Source organism: Streptomyces sp. NBC_01176, from assembly GCF_045039825.1.
Classification (GTDB): domain Bacteria; phylum Actinomycetota; class Actinomycetes; order Streptomycetales; family Streptomycetaceae; genus Streptomyces.
In genome coordinates this window covers 245,822-260,514 of sequence record NZ_CP108601.1, presented here as the reverse complement: position 1 = coordinate 260,514, position 14,693 = coordinate 245,822, and the positions used below count along the sequence as shown (strand labels likewise).

Genomic DNA, 14,693 nt, shown 5'->3' with positions numbered 1-14,693 from the left:
GTCTGCGGTACGAAGAGAACCGTAGGCAACCGTCCTTATCCGTGCAGCGCACCGAACGGCCACTCACCATGCTCAGCTTGGACCTGCATCCCATCTTCCGGAACAACCGGGACATCGAACTCGCCCTGCGTCAGTTCATCTTCAAGGCGCAGCAGTCGGGTGAACCGGTCGCCGAGGTCATTGCCGGCAAGGGAACCGGCCAACTGAGGGAGCGCGTCCTGGCGTTCCTGGCCCAGAAACACATCAGGCGGCTGTACGACCGGGTAGAGGTCAGCAGCGGCAACCCCGGAAGAGTGCTGGTGCACTTCGCCCGGCGCTGACCTCGTGAGCCGGGCCGCGCCGCGCCCCACTCTTGCAGGACACCCAGGCACGTGTGCCCACCCGCCACGCTCACACCCACTCCCGGCTCGAACGACCACCAGAAATCGACAGAGCAGTCAAGAACGGGCGCGGAGCGTGTCAAGTGAGGAGTCACAGTGACGGAGAACGAGCCTTTCGGTTCACGGATTCGCCGCCTCCGTAGGGCGGCCGGACTCTCGCAGGAGGCTTTGGCCCAGCCCAATCTGTCTCCCAGCTATGTCTCACTCCTCGAAGCCGGGAAACGCGTTCCCTCCGAGGAGGTCATGGCGCAGCTCGCCGAACGGCTGGGATGCGACGTCGCCTATCTGTCCGGACCGCTCGCCAAGCCCGACGTCGTCCGCCTGGAGGTCGAAGTGCGCTACGCGCAACTCGCCCTACGCAACGGCGACGCGGACACGGCGCTCGACAGGTTCACCGACCTGCGCGCCGAGTTGTCGGCTCCCGAACACAGGGATCTCCTGTTCACCGTGGACCTCGGCATCGCACAGTGCCTGGAACACAAGGGCGAACTCGAAGAGGCCGCGACACGCTTCGACTCGCTCAGCCGGCAGTGCGCTACGCAGGGACGAGCGCTGGACCAGCTGAACGTGGTCATGTCCCTGTGCCGCTGCTACCGCGTACTCGGCAACCTGTCCCGAGCCGTAGAGGTCGCCGAGGACATGCTGGCGCAGGCCGGTGAGCTGCCTCCCACCGTCGAGTACCTCGAACTGCTGGCCACGTTGATCGGCGTCTACTGCGAGCGCGGCGACCTGCACCGCGCCGGTTTCCTCGCCTCCCAGGCCATAAGCCACGCGGAGATCCTCACCGACCGCAGGGCGCTGGGCGGCGCCTACTGGAACGCCAGCGTGGTCCTCCACCGTCAGGGCCGGTCGAGCGAGGCCCTGACGCTCATCAGGAAGGCGGTCGCCATCTACGCGGAGGGGGACGACGAGCGTGCGCTGGCGCGGGTCCGAAACGCGCACGCCACCGTGCTGCCGCAGTCCGAGGACGCCAACCCCGAAGCCGCCATGGTCCCCCTCGAACAGAACGCCGCCACCCAGCGTTCCCTGGGAAGCAGCATCGACGTCGCCTACGTCGAGACGGCCATGGCCCGGGCCGACGTGATGCTCGGTCAGCCGAAGAGCGCCATCGAACACGCCCAGCGCGCCCTGGACCTGCTGGGCCCCGAGCACCGGCTCGACAGCGCGCGCGTGCAACTCGTGCTGGCCGCCGCGCATTTGCTGCGCGACGACCACGAGGCGGTACAGGCCGCGTACGAGCGGGCCGCCCTGCTCCTCGAAGCCTCGGAAGCCGGACGCCAGGCGGCCTTCGCCTGGTCCGAACTGGCCGAGATCCTGGAGAAGAGCGGCGAGAGCGAACGCGCCGTGTGGGCCTACCGCCAGGGCATGCGTCGCATGGGGCACCCCAGCACCCTGATCTCCACCCCGCACCATGACATGAGCCAGACCCAGGCAGTGCCTCCGACGCAACGGTAGGCACCCGAGCCGGCTGAAGCTCCATGGGGCTCGTGGCGGAACATTCGCCCACCCTCGGCATGCGTCTCCGGCACTTTGGCCCGGCAGTGCCGCGGCCGCGTAAGTCGGCAGCCCCAGCGCTTCCACCCGCGAGCCTGCACGGCGCCGGTGCCGTAGCAGCACCGCCGACGCGGCGCCCGAGCGGACTCCCGTCGTCCGAGCAGGGCAGGACTGTGTGGGTTCTCCTGCACGGTACGCCGCCAGCTGGTTCGCTCGTCTACCGGGCCGCACGGGACACCGGCAGGCAGCGAATGAGTCACGTGTTTCCGGCCGCGTAAGTCGTTAGACGGATCCCCGGGCCGTCGTCTCGGGGTGAAGGTGGTGTCACTCGGCACGGCGCGAACGCGCCGACTGCCCCTGGCGGGGGACCGCGTCCTATCGTCGCCCCCGTCCGAGGACACTGCCTCTCTGAAAGGGAACACCATGCCGTTCATCACCGTCGGCCAGGAGAACAGCACCGACATCGAGCTGTACTACGAGGACCACGGCACCGGCCGCCCGGTCGTCCTCATCCACGGCTTCCCCCTCGACGGACACTCCTGGGAGAGGCAGACTGCGGCGCTCCTCGACGCCGGCTACCGCGTCATCACCTACGACCGCCGTGGGTTCGGCCAGTCCAGCCAACCCACCAGCGGCTACGACTACGACACTTTCACCGCCGACCTCAACACCGTGCTGGAGACCCTCGACCTCCACGGCGTCACCCTCGTCGGATTCTCCATGGGCACCGGGGAAGTGGGGCGCTATCTCGGCACCTACGGCTCCGCTCGCGTCGCCAAGGCCGCCTTCCTCGCCTCCCTGGAGCCCTTCCTCCTCAAGACTGACGACAACCCCCTCGGCGCCGCCCCCATCGAGTTCTTCCAGGGCATCGCCGACACCGTCAAGGCGGACCGGTACGCCTACTACACCGACTTCTACAAGGACTTCTACAACCTCGAGGACAACCTCGGCACCCGCATCAGCGAGGAAGCCGTCCGCAACAGCTGGGCCGTCGCGGCCTCCGGCGGCTCCTACGCCGCCTCCGCCGCACCCCTGACCTGGTTCACCGACTTCCGCGAGGACCTTCCCAAGATCGACGTGCCCACCCTGATCCTCCACGGCACCGCCGACAACATCCTGCCCATCGAATCCACCGCCCGCCCCTTCCACAAGGCCGTCCCCCACGCGGACTACGTCGAGATCGAGGGCGCCCCCCACGGCCTGCTGTGGACCCACGCCGATGAGGTCAACGAGGCGCTCCTCACCTTCCTCGCCAAGTAATCCCCCCCGGCTCCACTCCAGCGGGCCGGGACTGGGCGCCCATCGAAAGGGCCGGGGGGAGTGGCGGTGTTCGAGGGTCGGCCGGCACCCCGGACGAGCACTCGGGCCCAGCCTCGCAAGGCCGCCCTGGCCGTGGCCAGGGCGGCCCGCTGTCTCGTCGCGCGCACGGTGACGGACAGGCCGGCGATGTCGCAGGGACCCTGGTGCCAGGGCCCGCCGCCGAAGAGGACGGAGTGCCGGGCACGCAGCTCAGGTCCGTGGACTCCACGACCGCGAGCGCCGAGGTCCCCGTCGGCGCAAGCCCGGCCAACTCCGCGCCGACAAGGGCTACGACTGCATATACCGATGGTTAACCAATCGGGGCATCCGGCACCGCATCGCCCGCAGGGCATCGAGACCTCGCAGCGACGCCACCGCTGGACCATTGAACGCAGGATGGCCTGGCTCGCCGCCTGCCGCCGCCTCCACCGCCGCTACGAGGGCAAAGCCGAACACTTTCTCGCGTTCACGAGCATCGCTCGCACTCTCATCTGCTACCGCAGACTCACCGATTGAGATGACCTCTCAAGCACGTACTGCAAAAGGGCTTCCTTTCGCAGAACTCTCCGGTGGATGAGCAGCGGGTCCTGTGTCGCCCCTTTGGTGTCCGAGCGGACCCGCGGCTTCTGTACCGATGGCGATGACGGGTGCGTCATCGGGCGCTGACGTGGGCGGAAGCCGTCGACCGGACCGACGACGCCCTTCGCTTGCTCGACGGTGGACACCGGAGCGACGGCAAGTTCCAGCGGCATGGTGACGCCTGCGGAAGGCGGCGGACCCATGCCCTGATGTTGCGGCGCTTCCGATACTGCTCACGCGTCCGGTACCCCTGTCCGTGCCGATGGCCTCGTCGCCGTCGGCACCTGCGGTTTTCTCCGCGACCCCGCTCGCGCCATGCCCTCGCGGAGCAGCCGCGGGCGTTCCGCTCCGCGCAGGCCACGCGGCGAGGTCGGCGCGGCCCGCGCGAGGAGATCGACACCTCGCCAAGCCAAGGCCTCGGCGCCGTCCGGGCCGTCCGGGCCGTCCGGGCCGTCCGGGCCGTCCGGGCCGTCCGGGCCAACGACTGTGCTGCGGACGTGGCCCACCTGCACCTCAGCGGAACGCGGGACCGGAGATTCAAGGTCCCGGCCGTAGCAGCGGACCACATCGGGTACGGATCGGGCCCGCGGGCGTCGGCCTTGGCGTCCCGGCGAGGGCCGCGCACCGACCACGCCAGGGGAATGGGCGGAAAGGCTGGAGGCCGCCGTCCCACCGCCGCAGAGGCACAGAGGGGCTCGTGAGGGGCTCGGCGGTGGCCGCCTTCCCCAAGGCTTGATCACGCTATCAGCGGCCTTTACGCCCAGATCCGGCGGAGCACCTCACGGGCACCATAGACAGTCGTTCTACCGATGCGTGACCGGGTTGCCACGCCGAACATGACATAGACCGGCAGGAAACAGCAGACCGAACAACGACCGCAAAAGGGAGTCCACCACATGAACACCGACAGACCGCACACGGGCCACGAGGCGTCGGCACAGTGCGGCCCGCCCGTGCTCCTCACCACGCTGCGGCGGCTGTTCCACCCCAACAGTCCCCACCACCTGCTGTGCCGGATGCGTTACGCCGTGGACGACCCGTACGCGGTGGCGGTGGATCTATTCGGAGATCCGGACATCGACCTGTGTGTCACCTGGGTGGTGGCGCGGGACCTGCTGGCCCAAGGAACGCGGCGGCCAAGCGGCGAGGGCGACTTCCGCGTCTGGCCCTCCTACCGGCGCCCCGGCGAGCCCGCCCGCCTCTGCTTCAGCCTCATCAGGCCCCATGGGCAGGTCACCTTCGAGGCGGACCTGGCCGACATCCGACACTGGCTCGACGCCACGTACGCGCTGATCCCCTCGGGCACCGAGCACCGGATGATCGATTGGGACACCCTGACCGCACACTGGTTCGACCGGACGTGACCTCCTGAAACCGTGCGGCGCTGCCCACTCCTTCTCCGCGGACTCCACCGGCCTGCACGCTCACGCCGGTATGGCCGCGTAGGCATGCCGGTGCAAGCCGGCCTGCGATGAACGGGGGCCCGGACGACTCGCGGGTTCGGGCCGCCCTAGAGGCCTCTGTCGCAAAACAAGCGTCAGCCGGATGCAAGACTCATTCAGGTCGAATGACTTATGCGGCGTGGACCGACCTCGGCCTGCTCCAGCCCGGGACCGCCCGCGCCACGGACGCGGTGGGGACCGCCCGGTCCGGCCAGCCGAGGCGCTTGGAGACGCTGGCGCAGGCGGCCCTGGTGGCCAAGCGCTGGGACCTGGCAATCCGCACCCTACGACGCGCGGGAGACGTCAGTCCCACTCCGGCCGAGCGCACGCGCCTCTACACGACTGCGACCCTCGCGGCCGCGCGCAGCGGTCAGCCGCACCTGGCTCTGGCACTGAGCCGCGAATTCGGCCCCCGACCGCACGGGCGCGATAGGCGTGGTGCGGGCCAGCGCCCTCTTCGCCACCGAGTTTCACGCCGACGTGAGCAACGCGGCCCTGACCGACGCCCTCATCGCGGGCGATGTAGCCGGTGACATACGGGACTGGTGCGCGTTTCAGCTTGCGACCCTGAGCTCGGTCACCGGCCGGCCGGAGCCGGCGCGCGCGGCGTTGCTGGCCCTGCGGCGGCAGGACACGACAGGCGACCCGCTGCACATCGCCGTCACAGCGCATCTGGACGTGGTGGGACGCTCGCGGGAGATCCACGCAAGGCTGACAAAGGCCGCTGTCCGCATTCTGAAGACGCCGGGCAGCAGCCACCCCTATGAGCTGAACTGGCTGGCGGACGCCGCATGGCAGATCGACGAGACCGTTCTGGCCGACCGGCTGCTGGCCACCGTGCTGCGAGGCACGGACCGCGGAGAGGGCGCCCACCTCCCGTACTGCTGGGGGCTGCGTGCGGCCCTGCTGACCGCAGAGGGCCGCTGGCAGGAGCTGCACGAGTTCGTCGGCGCCCGGCTGCCCGGCCTCGAGAAAGAAGGGATGGGCCACCTGGCCACAGTCCTGAAGTCTCAACTTCTCCTGGTCTGCGCCTACCAGGGCCACCGGGATCAAGGGCATGCACTGCTGCGTGAAATCCGGCAGTGGGCACAGACCAGCGGTTCCACCCACCATCTGCGACTCGCTGCGTACGCCGCCCACTTGCTGGCCCAGGAGGAGGATGAGCCCACAGCCGTCCGGGAAGAGGTCTGGCCGGGAACGAACGACGGAGCGCGAGACCTCATCACCCGGCGCTCGCACGTCGACGCCATCCACGCCGCACTGGCCCGGAACGACGTGGCCGGTGCACATGCGCACCACGACCAGGCTGTCCGCGGCGGGCTCGCATCCTTCTCACCGACCAGGACGCTCCTGATGCGTCATGGACAGGCGCTGCTGTCCGCACACACCGACGAGTGCGACACTGCCGACCTGTTCAACCGCGCTCAGGTGGCGGCCCCGGCTTCCCCCCGGCCCTTCGACCGCGCGCGACTGGCGCTGGATCACGGCACCTGGCTGCGCCGTCGGCGCAGCTTCTCCGCAGCCCACACATATCTGCGCAGCGCCCACGGCGACTTCACTCGTCTCGGCGCACACCCCTGGCAGTCACGCGCACGCGCCGAGCTTCGCGCAATCGGGGTGAGCGCACCAGGTGAGGCCGCCGGCCCTGCCGCTGACGGCATGTCGTCCCTGTCCGCGCACGAGGAACGCATCGTGCGACTGGCCGCCCGGGGACTGTCGAACCGGGAGATCGCGGACCGCCTGGTGATCTCTCCGAGGACGGTCGCCTCGCACCTGTACAAGGTGTTTCCCCGCCTGGGAATCAGCTCCCGCCGAGAACTCGGGCGGGCTCTGCGGGACTCCGCGGAGCCGTCCCGCGATCCGTCCTGGTGGAGCATCTGGTGACCCGGTCGCAGGCCATCCTGAGCGACGGCGCCGAGTCCGGAAGGCTCTTCAGCCTTGCGCTCTCGGTGCCGGAGGCCGAGGCGGTCCGCTACGAGCGGGCCCGCACCCGCATGGCGTTCGGCGAGTGGCTTCGCCGGCAGCGGCGGGTGCGGGAAGCCCGTGACCAGTCGCAGCGGGCACGCGATGCCTTCGACTCGCTGGGCGCGCGAGCATGGGTGCGCCGCGCGGACTCCGAACTGCTGGCGACGGGAGACGCCTCGCCGTCCCCGCAGAGGCTGTGGGCCACCAAGTTCGGGTTGACTCCGCGTGAGGACGAGTTAGCGTGGCTGGCTGTCAGCGGGCTGAGCAACCAGGGCATCGGCTGGCAGCTCGGTCTGACCCACCGGACCGTGGCGAGTCACCTCTCACACGTCTACGTCAAGGTGGGGGTCAGCTCGCGCAAGCACCTGCCGTCCGCACTGGAACCGTGAACGCCTGGAGTCGAACGGGAAGCAAGGGCTTCCGGCCCCAGTCCCCCCGTGGCGCCGGACGCGGCTCACCCGGCCGTGCCACCCCTCAGCGCGCTCCTGCACCGGGCCCGCAACGCGAGGTGCAGTCAGTCGGATCACCGATGCCGCGGCCCTTCGCCGGTGGCAGGCTGAGCGCAGCACGGCCGTCCCCGGCCGCACACCCGTACCCCTACGCCCACCCGCGGCGAGTCGTCCCCCGACCGACCATGTCCGGACGAAAGGAAAGCGCGAAGGTGACCAGCTCGACCACGGCCTCTGCGCCGATCGGCCTCATCATGATCGACACCGTCAACGAGGTCTTCTCCGGAGGGGGGCAGAGGCTCGCCACCTCAAGGCGGAATTTGAGCGGGTCGGCACAGTGGACAACCTCAGGCGCCTCCTCGTCGGTGTGGGACAAGGGCTTTCCCGCCTTCCTCTCGCCCATGTCCCACACCGACGAGGAGTACGACAACTGGAAGCACCCGTCCGGGATCCACGCATGATGTTCGAAAACCGCATGTTCGAGGCGGGCGGCCGAGATGCGCAGTTCCACCCCGACTTCCAGCCTGGCCCCGGTGACGTGATCGTCGCCCCGCACAAGAATCTCGACGTCTTTGCGACCACCGACCTGGACATCCAGCTCAGCGCCGCGGAATCGAGCAGATGGTGCAGCGCTATGCGCTTATCTCCCACGAGGTCGTCACCACGGACGATCTGCTGTCGGGGGCGCCGTTCTGAGGGGTGGCCGCACGCGGCCGTCGTCCCTGGTGCCCTGTCAGCCTGCAGTGAAGAGGCCGGATGCCCGGCGTACGACGCCCTGTCACGGCGTGCCGGGCGTCGGCGCCGTGGCGTCCCACCGCATGGCATGGCAGTGGGCGGATGCCTTGCCATGTCACCGTCCGCGCACACATGTGCCGCATACGTCACAGATCACATGAGCCTGGCGCGAGACACCTGCCAATGGCATGCTCGGCACATGGCTACCTCATTTCCTGAAATAGGCGAGCATTCCGAGGATCTCATGACGGTCGCGGCGTCCCGGCTGACCGAGGAGCAGCTCACCCGGGCCCTGGGCTACGCGAAACCGGAACAGGTCGCCGCCGGACAGGTCCTCTTCGACATCGGGGACGACTCCGGTGACCTGCTGCTGTGCGGCACCGCCCACCTGGAGGCCCTGTGCCCCTCCGAGGCACCCGACTGCGAGGACGTCTTCTTCAGCTACGGTCCCGGGCAGTTCGCCGGGGAACTCGGTCTGCTGACCGGACAGCGGCGGGGCCTGACCATACGGGTCACCACCGCGGGCACGATCCACCGGGTGGACGCGCGGTCGTTGCGGCTGCTGATGAAGCAGGAGACGGAACTGTCCGATGTCTTCCTGCGCACATTCCTGGCCCGCCGCCGCCTGCTGCGCCTGGCCACGGAACAGACACTGCGGCTGGTGGGCGACGCCGGCTCCGCCACGGGGATGGCCCTGAGAACCTTCCTGGCGCGCCAGGGAGTCCCCTACTCCTGGCTGCCGGAGGACTCCGCGGAGGGTCGAGGGATCCGCTCGGCGGCCGACCTGAACCCGGCCGACCTGCCGATCGCCCTGATCGGCCGCGACGTGCTGCCGCGGGTCACCCCTGGGGCACTCAGCGAGCGGCTCAACCTGGCCTACCGCCGCACCGGCCGCGGAACGTCGGACCTGGTCGTCGTGGGCGCCGGCCCGGCGGGTCTGGCGGCGGCCGTCTACGGAGCCTCCGAGGGGCTGGAGACCGTGCTGCTCGATGCGGTCGCCACTGGCGGCCAGGCGGCCACGAGCGCGCGCATCGAGAACTACTTGGGTTTCCCGTTCGGTCTCAGCGGTGCCGATCTCGCCGCGCGCGCCGCGGTCCAGGCACTGAAGTTCGGCGCCCACATCGCCAGTCCCTGCCCGGTGGTGGCCCTGCAGACGGACCGGGACACACACCTGATCACCCTCGTGGACGGCACCCAGATCCGTACCCGGGCGGTGGTGCTGGCCACCGGCGCAAGCTATCGTGCGCTGCCGGTGGACCGGTGGGCCGAGCTGACCGGCAGCGGCATCTACTACGCGGCCACCGATCTGGAGGCCCAGTCGGTGGCCGGACGCCCGGTCGTCGTGGTCGGCGGCGCTAACTCCGCCGGACAGGCGGCGCTCCACCTGGCGAGGCACGCCGCCGGTGTCACCCTGGTGCTGCGTGGCGACGACCTGGGCGCCCGCATGTCCTCCTACCTGGTGGACCGCATCGTGAGCGACCCCCGCATCACCGTCCGCACCGGCACCGAGGTGACCGGACTGCACGGGGAGTCCCGCCTGGACAGTGTGTCTCTGACCGAGCGCGGAGGCGGGACGCGCCGGATCCCGTGCGCGGGCCTGTTCTGCTTCATCGGAGCGGAGCCGGCCACCGGCTGGCTGACCCATGTGGCACTGGACGACAAGGGTTTCGTCCCGACCGACCGCGCGCTGACACCGGCGATGCTGGGGCCGCTATGGGAGAGCCTGGGCCGCGCCCCACTGCCGTACGAGACGAGCGTGCCGGGCGTCTTCGCCGCAGGAGACGTGCGGACGGATTCGATGAAGCGGGTCGCGGCGGCCACCGGCGACGGCGCCAGCGCCGTCCGCTCGGTGCACCAGTACCTCGCCCTGGTCTCCCAGCCCTGACACGGCGCAGTCCGCGTCTCAGCGGTGGAATGCGTCTTGCTGCCGACGTGCCGCCCGGAGCAGATTGTTGTGTGCTCGGCGAAGATACTTGGCCACCGCACAGGGCATCGTCTCGGCGCCGCACTGGCGGCAGCTCCGCAGATGCTCCTCGTAGTCGTCGGCCGCCTGGGCGAGGCGCTCCTGAGTGGACATCATGGGCACTCCATGAAGAACGGCTGCCGCGGGTGGGGCAGGAAAGAGGTGTGACCGCAACGGGTGTCGCACGACGGCCACACCTGCATTGTGATCTTGTTACCTCTGGTAGGGCAACTGCAGCCAGATCACATGTGCGTCTCCGGGCGGACCGCCGAACTCTCGTCTAGCATACGTTTCAACAAGAGGATAAACATGTCGCGGCCACTGCGTGACGAGGACATCGTCCGCGTCGACGATCAGGTGTTCCTGGTCACAGGCAGCAACACCAACTGGGTGATCGTCAAGAGCGGCAGCGACGCCACCCTCATCGACACCGGTTACCCCGGCGATCACACCAGGGTTCTCGCCTCGCTGGCAGCTGTGGGGGTGGAACCGCAGGACGTGACAGCCATTCTGGTGACCCATGCCCACAACGACCACATCGGCGGAGCCCAGCGCATCCGCTCGGCGTACGGCACCCCGGTGCTCATGCACGAGCAGGAGGTGCCGCCCGCCCGGCGTGAGTTCCTGGACCAGGTGTCGGTGGGCCAGGTGCTGGCCAATGCCTGGCGCCGTGGAGTCGTGCCGTGGGCCGTGCATGCCATCCGCTCGGGCGGGACGGCACACGTGCCCGTCGCCGTTCCCAGCACCCGGCCCACGGGACCTTCCCGGCGCACCCGTACCCGTCCACACACCGGGGCACACGGGCGGCCAATGCGCCTATCATCTGCCCGGCCTCGGCGTCCTCATCAGCGGGGACACTCTGGTGACCGCCCATCCGACCTCGCGCGTCTACGGGCCGCAGCTCCTACCTGGCATGTTCCACACCGGCCGCGAGCAGGCGCTTGCCGCCCTAACGCTGCTGGAGCCGGTGGACGCCGACACCGTCCTGCCCGGGCACGGCCCCCTGCACCGCGGCACGCTGAAGGATGCCGTCGTACACGCCCGCGAACGGGCCACGAGGTACCCCCCGTTACCTTCTTCAGGCCCTGCTCTGCCTCGCCAGACGCCGGGCCGACGTTCTGTTCGCGATGCTCCGTGACGGAACCCTCTACGAACCGCAACCGTCGGCCTCAGTCACCTGACCTGCGGTTCTGCGAGGAGAACGACTCGATCGGCCTCGACATCGAAGCCGCGCACCGGATGGCCGAAGTCGCCTTCCGGGTCCATCAGCACCGGCTTCCCCAACCACCGCCCGATCTCCCGAAGGAAGCCGCAGAACACATTCAAGTCGATCCGGGCCCTGCAACTCCCTCAGGTCGACGTCGAGGTCGACTTCATCGTCGGCATGAAAACGGAAGATCGCCAGCACATCGTCAGCCGGCCAAACCCGCAGGTTCGGGCACTCGGCATCCGCCGGGCGGGCCAGCACGGCATCCGCCCCAGGCACCGGAAGCTCTGACTCCCCCACGGAGTACTGGCACTTCCAGCCCTTCTCCGCGACAAGCTCGAGGACCGCTGGCCAGTCCTCCACCGAGGCATTTGGGACACGCACGTCCGGCAACGACCCCATCAGGTCCGGGTCCAAGAAGGAACTCACGTCATCACAGCAGATCAGCCACCCCGTCATGCTGCCCGGCTCACCGACGCAACGCGCCCCCGTTTCCCTTGACCGAAGACATAGGGGCACCCCCCAGACTGGACCGTCGGACCGACCGGGGCTTCACGAAGGCCCACAAACTATCCACAACGCGGGGGGACGCTGGGAGGGCGGCGCTGACGCGACACCCCGGCCGCGCAGAAGACCAGGCCCGCGCTACCCAGGGGTCGGGGAAGCCGACGTCCACCGTCCGATCACCGCCGTCGCCGGCACAACTGGTTCGGGAGCCGCCCATGGCCACGTACCGGGCCCGAAGCCGCCGTCGCCGGCCGTCTCCACGTCACGGAACGGGCACCGGCACGGTGGTCCGGCAGGTGCGCATCCGGGTCGGGGCCCGCGGCGTCCGCCCCACCGGTCATCGTCCAGCCCCGTGCGACGGCGGACCGGTGGCCAACGGCACCCTGTCCGACCCGGTCACGTCAGCCGATCTTCCGTGCGGCCGGTACCCCGGGCTCCCTTACCTGCGCACCTGCCACACCGGCCGAGAGTCGGAACGGACGGGAACCGGCTTCCGCGCAGGCAGCACCACTCGACCGCTTGCCGCCCGGCGCACCGGGCGCACACAGACCGACCGCACACCACCCGATGACAGGAGTCACCCATGACCACCTACCTGGCCGACTCGGCCGAGACGCGCCATGTCGACGGACCCGACGGCGAGCGCTTCGCCTACCGCCGTTTCGGGCGCGAGGGGACCCGTCCGCTCGTCATGCACATGCGGCTGCGGGGAACCATCGATCATTGGGACCCGGCGCTCCTCGATCTGCTGGCCGCGGAGCGCGAGGTCATCATCTTCGACAACCGCGGCACCAACTTCTCCACCGGCAAGCCGCCGGTGACCGTCGACGAGCTGGTTCAGGGCTCTCTTGCCTTCATCAGCTCTCTGGGCCTGACCGACATCGACGTGCTGGGCTGGTCCATGGGCGGCATCGTCGCCCAGGGCGTCGCCCTGGCCGCCGCGCCGGAGCTCGTGCACCGTCTGGTGGTGGCCGGCAGTTCCGCCGGCGGTGTGCCCGACCTGCCCGCCCCGCCGGAGCGTGTCGCCCAGACCACCGGCAAACCGGACAACGGCGACGACGACTTCCTCTACCTCTTCTTCCCGGAGACCGAGAAGGCGCGGGCGGCCGGCCTGGCGTCGCTGCGGCGGCTGGACCACCGGCTCAAGCAGTCTAACGCCGCGGTGAGCGCCGATGCCTTCCGCGGTCAGTTGGCCGCCCTCGGCAGCTTCAAGGGCTACTGGGACCGCCAGGAGGAGCTCACTCTGCCCGTCCTGGTAGCCAACGGGGCCCACGACGTGATGATCCACGCCTACGCCACCTACGCGATGTCGCAGCGACTGCCGGACGCCAAGATCATCCTCTACAGCGACGCCGGACACGGATTCCTCTTCCAGCACCCTGAGGACTTCGCCCACGAGGTCAACCGCTTCCTCTCCCTCTGAAGCCGGCGCCGCCAGCGTCGGGTTTGTTCGCCGTCGGAACACTCTTCCCCCGGTGGCAGGGGCCGCGGAAGGAGGGAACAGCTCCGCCTCCACATGGGGGTGTGGAGGCGGAGCTGCCCAGGGTCGGGGCCCGGACGGCGGCCAAGGGGGGAGTGGAACTCGAACCGGCCGTCCTTCTCCCGTCCTTCCGCGCTGAAGAAACGCGGTCCCTCACTGGGAACAACGAGAAGGCTCGCCACCGGGTTCACGGTCGGACGACAACAGGCTGCGCGAACGAACAGAGAACGACGACATGACATCCACGCTGAAGGTCGCGATCCTCGCCCTCGAGAACGCGAGTGCCTTCGACCTCGCGGTTCCCTACGAGGTGCTCAACGCCGTACGCCTGCCCGACGGCCGCCGGCCGTACGAGCTGCTTCTATGCGCCCTGGAGCCCGGCGTGCCCGCGCAGCGTCTCACCGCGCGCGGCTGGGAGGAGTGGGGAGTGCTGCGGGACTCGCACACGGTCATCGTGCCCGGCCGGCCGGTCGACGGGGAGTCGGTCTCCCCCGACGTCCTCCTGGCCCTGCGGCGGGCGGTCCACACGGGCAAGAGGATCGCCGCGTTGTCGACGGGGACGTTCCTACTCGCCGAGGCCGGGCTGCTGGACGGCGTCCCCGTGGCCGCCCACTGGTCCCTGGCGAACGAACTCGTCCGACGGCACCCGTCCGTGCAGGTATGCCCGGACGCCCTGTACGTCGACAGCGGGTCCATCGTCACGTCCGCGGGCGCGTCCGCCGGCCTGGACCTGTGCCTGCACCTCGTCCAGCGCGACTTCGGAGCGGAGGTCGCCACGCGTGCCGCGAGGCAGTTGCTCCTGCCGCTGCAACGGCCCGGAGGGCAGGCACCCTTCGCCGTCCCGGACCATCCGACGCTGCCCGGCACATCGCGTTTCGCGGACCTGCTGACCTGGATCAACGACAACCTGTCCGCGGACCTGAGCCTATACGCCATGGCGGAACGGTGCGGACTGAACGTACGCACGCTGAGCAGGCAGTTCCCCCGGGACATCGGGGTCACCCCCCAGCAGTGGGTCACCCAGGCGCGCATAGGCAGGGCACGCGAGTTGCTGGCGTCGACCGACCTGCCCGTCGAAGGCGTGGCGAAGGCGGCCGGATTCACCTCGCTGTCCAACTTTCGGGCGCGCTTCCGCCAGGTCGTCGGCCTGACGCCGAAGGCGTACCGGGCCTCGTTCCACGACCGGTGAGGCG

11 protein-coding genes and 3 pseudogenes are annotated in these 14,693 nt (G+C 69.5%); 11 read left to right on the top strand and 3 right to left on the bottom strand.

What is annotated here, in order from left to right:
• Positions 1 to 68 precede the first annotated feature (68 nt).
• The 7 genes and pseudogenes from OG199_RS44750 (at position 69) to OG199_RS44720 (ending at position 7,548) form a co-directional block, all read left to right on the top strand.
• Positions 69 to 320 carry a Smr/MutS family protein gene (locus tag OG199_RS44750; protein WP_331728210.1) on the top strand — a complete coding sequence of 84 codons (252 nt, stop codon included), beginning with the start codon at positions 69 to 71 and terminating at the stop codon, positions 318 to 320.
• Positions 321 to 476: 156 nt separating this feature from the next.
• Positions 477 to 1,835 carry a helix-turn-helix domain-containing protein gene (locus tag OG199_RS44745; RefSeq protein ID WP_331728207.1) on the top strand — a complete coding sequence of 453 codons (1,359 nt, stop codon included), beginning with the start codon at positions 477 to 479 and terminating at the stop codon, positions 1,833 to 1,835.
• 462 nt (positions 1,836 to 2,297) lie between these two features.
• On the top strand, positions 2,298 to 3,134 hold the full coding sequence (locus OG199_RS44740; RefSeq protein WP_331728205.1) for an alpha/beta hydrolase: 837 nt from the start codon (positions 2,298 to 2,300) through the stop codon (positions 3,132 to 3,134).
• Between the two features lie 271 nt (positions 3,135 to 3,405).
• A pseudogene (locus OG199_RS44735) lies at positions 3,406 to 3,689 on the top strand (transposase); the annotation flags it as partial.
• Positions 3,690 to 4,648: 959 nt separating this feature from the next.
• Positions 4,649 to 5,116, top strand: a complete 468-nt coding sequence (locus OG199_RS44730; RefSeq protein WP_331728198.1) for an SsgA family sporulation/cell division regulator — start codon at positions 4,649 to 4,651, stop codon at positions 5,114 to 5,116.
• Positions 5,117 to 5,632: 516 nt separating this feature from the next.
• Positions 5,633 to 7,078: a LuxR C-terminal-related transcriptional regulator gene (locus OG199_RS44725; protein ID WP_405834970.1), complete on the top strand. Its 1,446-nt coding sequence runs from the start codon at positions 5,633 to 5,635 to the stop codon at positions 7,076 to 7,078.
• Positions 7,075 to 7,548 carry a helix-turn-helix transcriptional regulator gene (locus OG199_RS44720; RefSeq protein WP_331728192.1) on the top strand — a complete coding sequence of 158 codons (474 nt, stop codon included), beginning with the start codon at positions 7,075 to 7,077 and terminating at the stop codon, positions 7,546 to 7,548. The genes OG199_RS44725 and OG199_RS44720 overlap by 4 nt, the downstream gene beginning before the upstream one ends.
• A gap of 208 nt (positions 7,549 to 7,756) precedes the next feature.
• Here OG199_RS44720 and OG199_RS44715 read toward each other — a convergent pair whose 3' ends face one another.
• Positions 7,757 to 8,119 (bottom strand): hypothetical protein, encoded by a 363-nt coding sequence (locus OG199_RS44715; RefSeq protein WP_405834968.1) that lies wholly within the window; start codon positions 8,117 to 8,119, stop codon positions 7,757 to 7,759.
• Between the two features lie 423 nt (positions 8,120 to 8,542).
• On the opposite strand from OG199_RS44715, the gene OG199_RS44710 reads away from it, so the two are divergent.
• Complete coding sequence (locus tag OG199_RS44710) at positions 8,543 to 10,228, top strand: FAD-dependent oxidoreductase (RefSeq protein ID WP_331728187.1); 1,686 nt, start codon at positions 8,543 to 8,545, stop codon at positions 10,226 to 10,228.
• A gap of 18 nt (positions 10,229 to 10,246) precedes the next feature.
• Here OG199_RS44710 and OG199_RS44705 read toward each other — a convergent pair whose 3' ends face one another.
• Positions 10,247 to 10,423 (bottom strand): hypothetical protein, encoded by a 177-nt coding sequence (locus OG199_RS44705; RefSeq protein ID WP_331728184.1) that lies wholly within the window; start codon positions 10,421 to 10,423, stop codon positions 10,247 to 10,249.
• A gap of 192 nt (positions 10,424 to 10,615) precedes the next feature.
• On the opposite strand from OG199_RS44705, the pseudogene OG199_RS44700 reads away from it, so the two are divergent.
• Positions 10,616 to 11,360: pseudogene (locus OG199_RS44700) on the top strand (MBL fold metallo-hydrolase); the annotation flags it as partial.
• Positions 11,361 to 11,479: 119 nt separating this feature from the next.
• Here OG199_RS44700 and OG199_RS44695 read toward each other — a convergent pair.
• A pseudogene (locus OG199_RS44695) lies at positions 11,480 to 11,964 on the bottom strand (hypothetical protein).
• A 639-nt stretch (positions 11,965 to 12,603) separates the two neighbouring features.
• Here OG199_RS44695 and OG199_RS44690 point away from each other — a divergent pair.
• Both OG199_RS44690 and OG199_RS44685 read left to right on the top strand, forming a co-directional pair.
• Positions 12,604 to 13,443: an alpha/beta hydrolase gene (locus OG199_RS44690; protein WP_331728181.1), complete on the top strand. Its 840-nt coding sequence runs from the start codon at positions 12,604 to 12,606 to the stop codon at positions 13,441 to 13,443.
• Positions 13,444 to 13,735: 292 nt separating this feature from the next.
• Entirely contained in the window at positions 13,736 to 14,689 is a 954-nt protein-coding gene (locus OG199_RS44685; RefSeq protein ID WP_331728178.1) for a helix-turn-helix domain-containing protein, read from the top strand.
• Positions 14,690 to 14,693: the final 4 nt, after the last annotated feature.

What these genes read in the sequence shown, in the direction of transcription:
- OG199_RS44750 (WP_331728210.1), top strand. Translation starts at nt 69, where the DNA reads ATGCTCAGCTTGGACCTGCATCCCATCTTCCGGAACAACCGGGACATC.
- OG199_RS44740 (WP_331728205.1), top strand. Translation starts at nt 2,298, where the DNA reads ATGCCGTTCATCACCGTCGGCCAGGAGAACAGCACCGACATCGAGCTG.
- OG199_RS44730 (WP_331728198.1), top strand. Translation starts at nt 4,649, where the DNA reads ATGAACACCGACAGACCGCACACGGGCCACGAGGCGTCGGCACAGTGC.
- OG199_RS44710 (WP_331728187.1), top strand. Translation starts at nt 8,543, where the DNA reads ATGGCTACCTCATTTCCTGAAATAGGCGAGCATTCCGAGGATCTCATG.
- OG199_RS44705 (WP_331728184.1), bottom strand. Translation starts at nt 10,423, where the DNA reads ATGATGTCCACTCAGGAGCGCCTCGCCCAGGCGGCCGACGACTACGAG.
- OG199_RS44690 (WP_331728181.1), top strand. Translation starts at nt 12,604, where the DNA reads ATGACCACCTACCTGGCCGACTCGGCCGAGACGCGCCATGTCGACGGA.
- OG199_RS44685 (WP_331728178.1), top strand. Translation starts at nt 13,736, where the DNA reads ATGACATCCACGCTGAAGGTCGCGATCCTCGCCCTCGAGAACGCGAGT.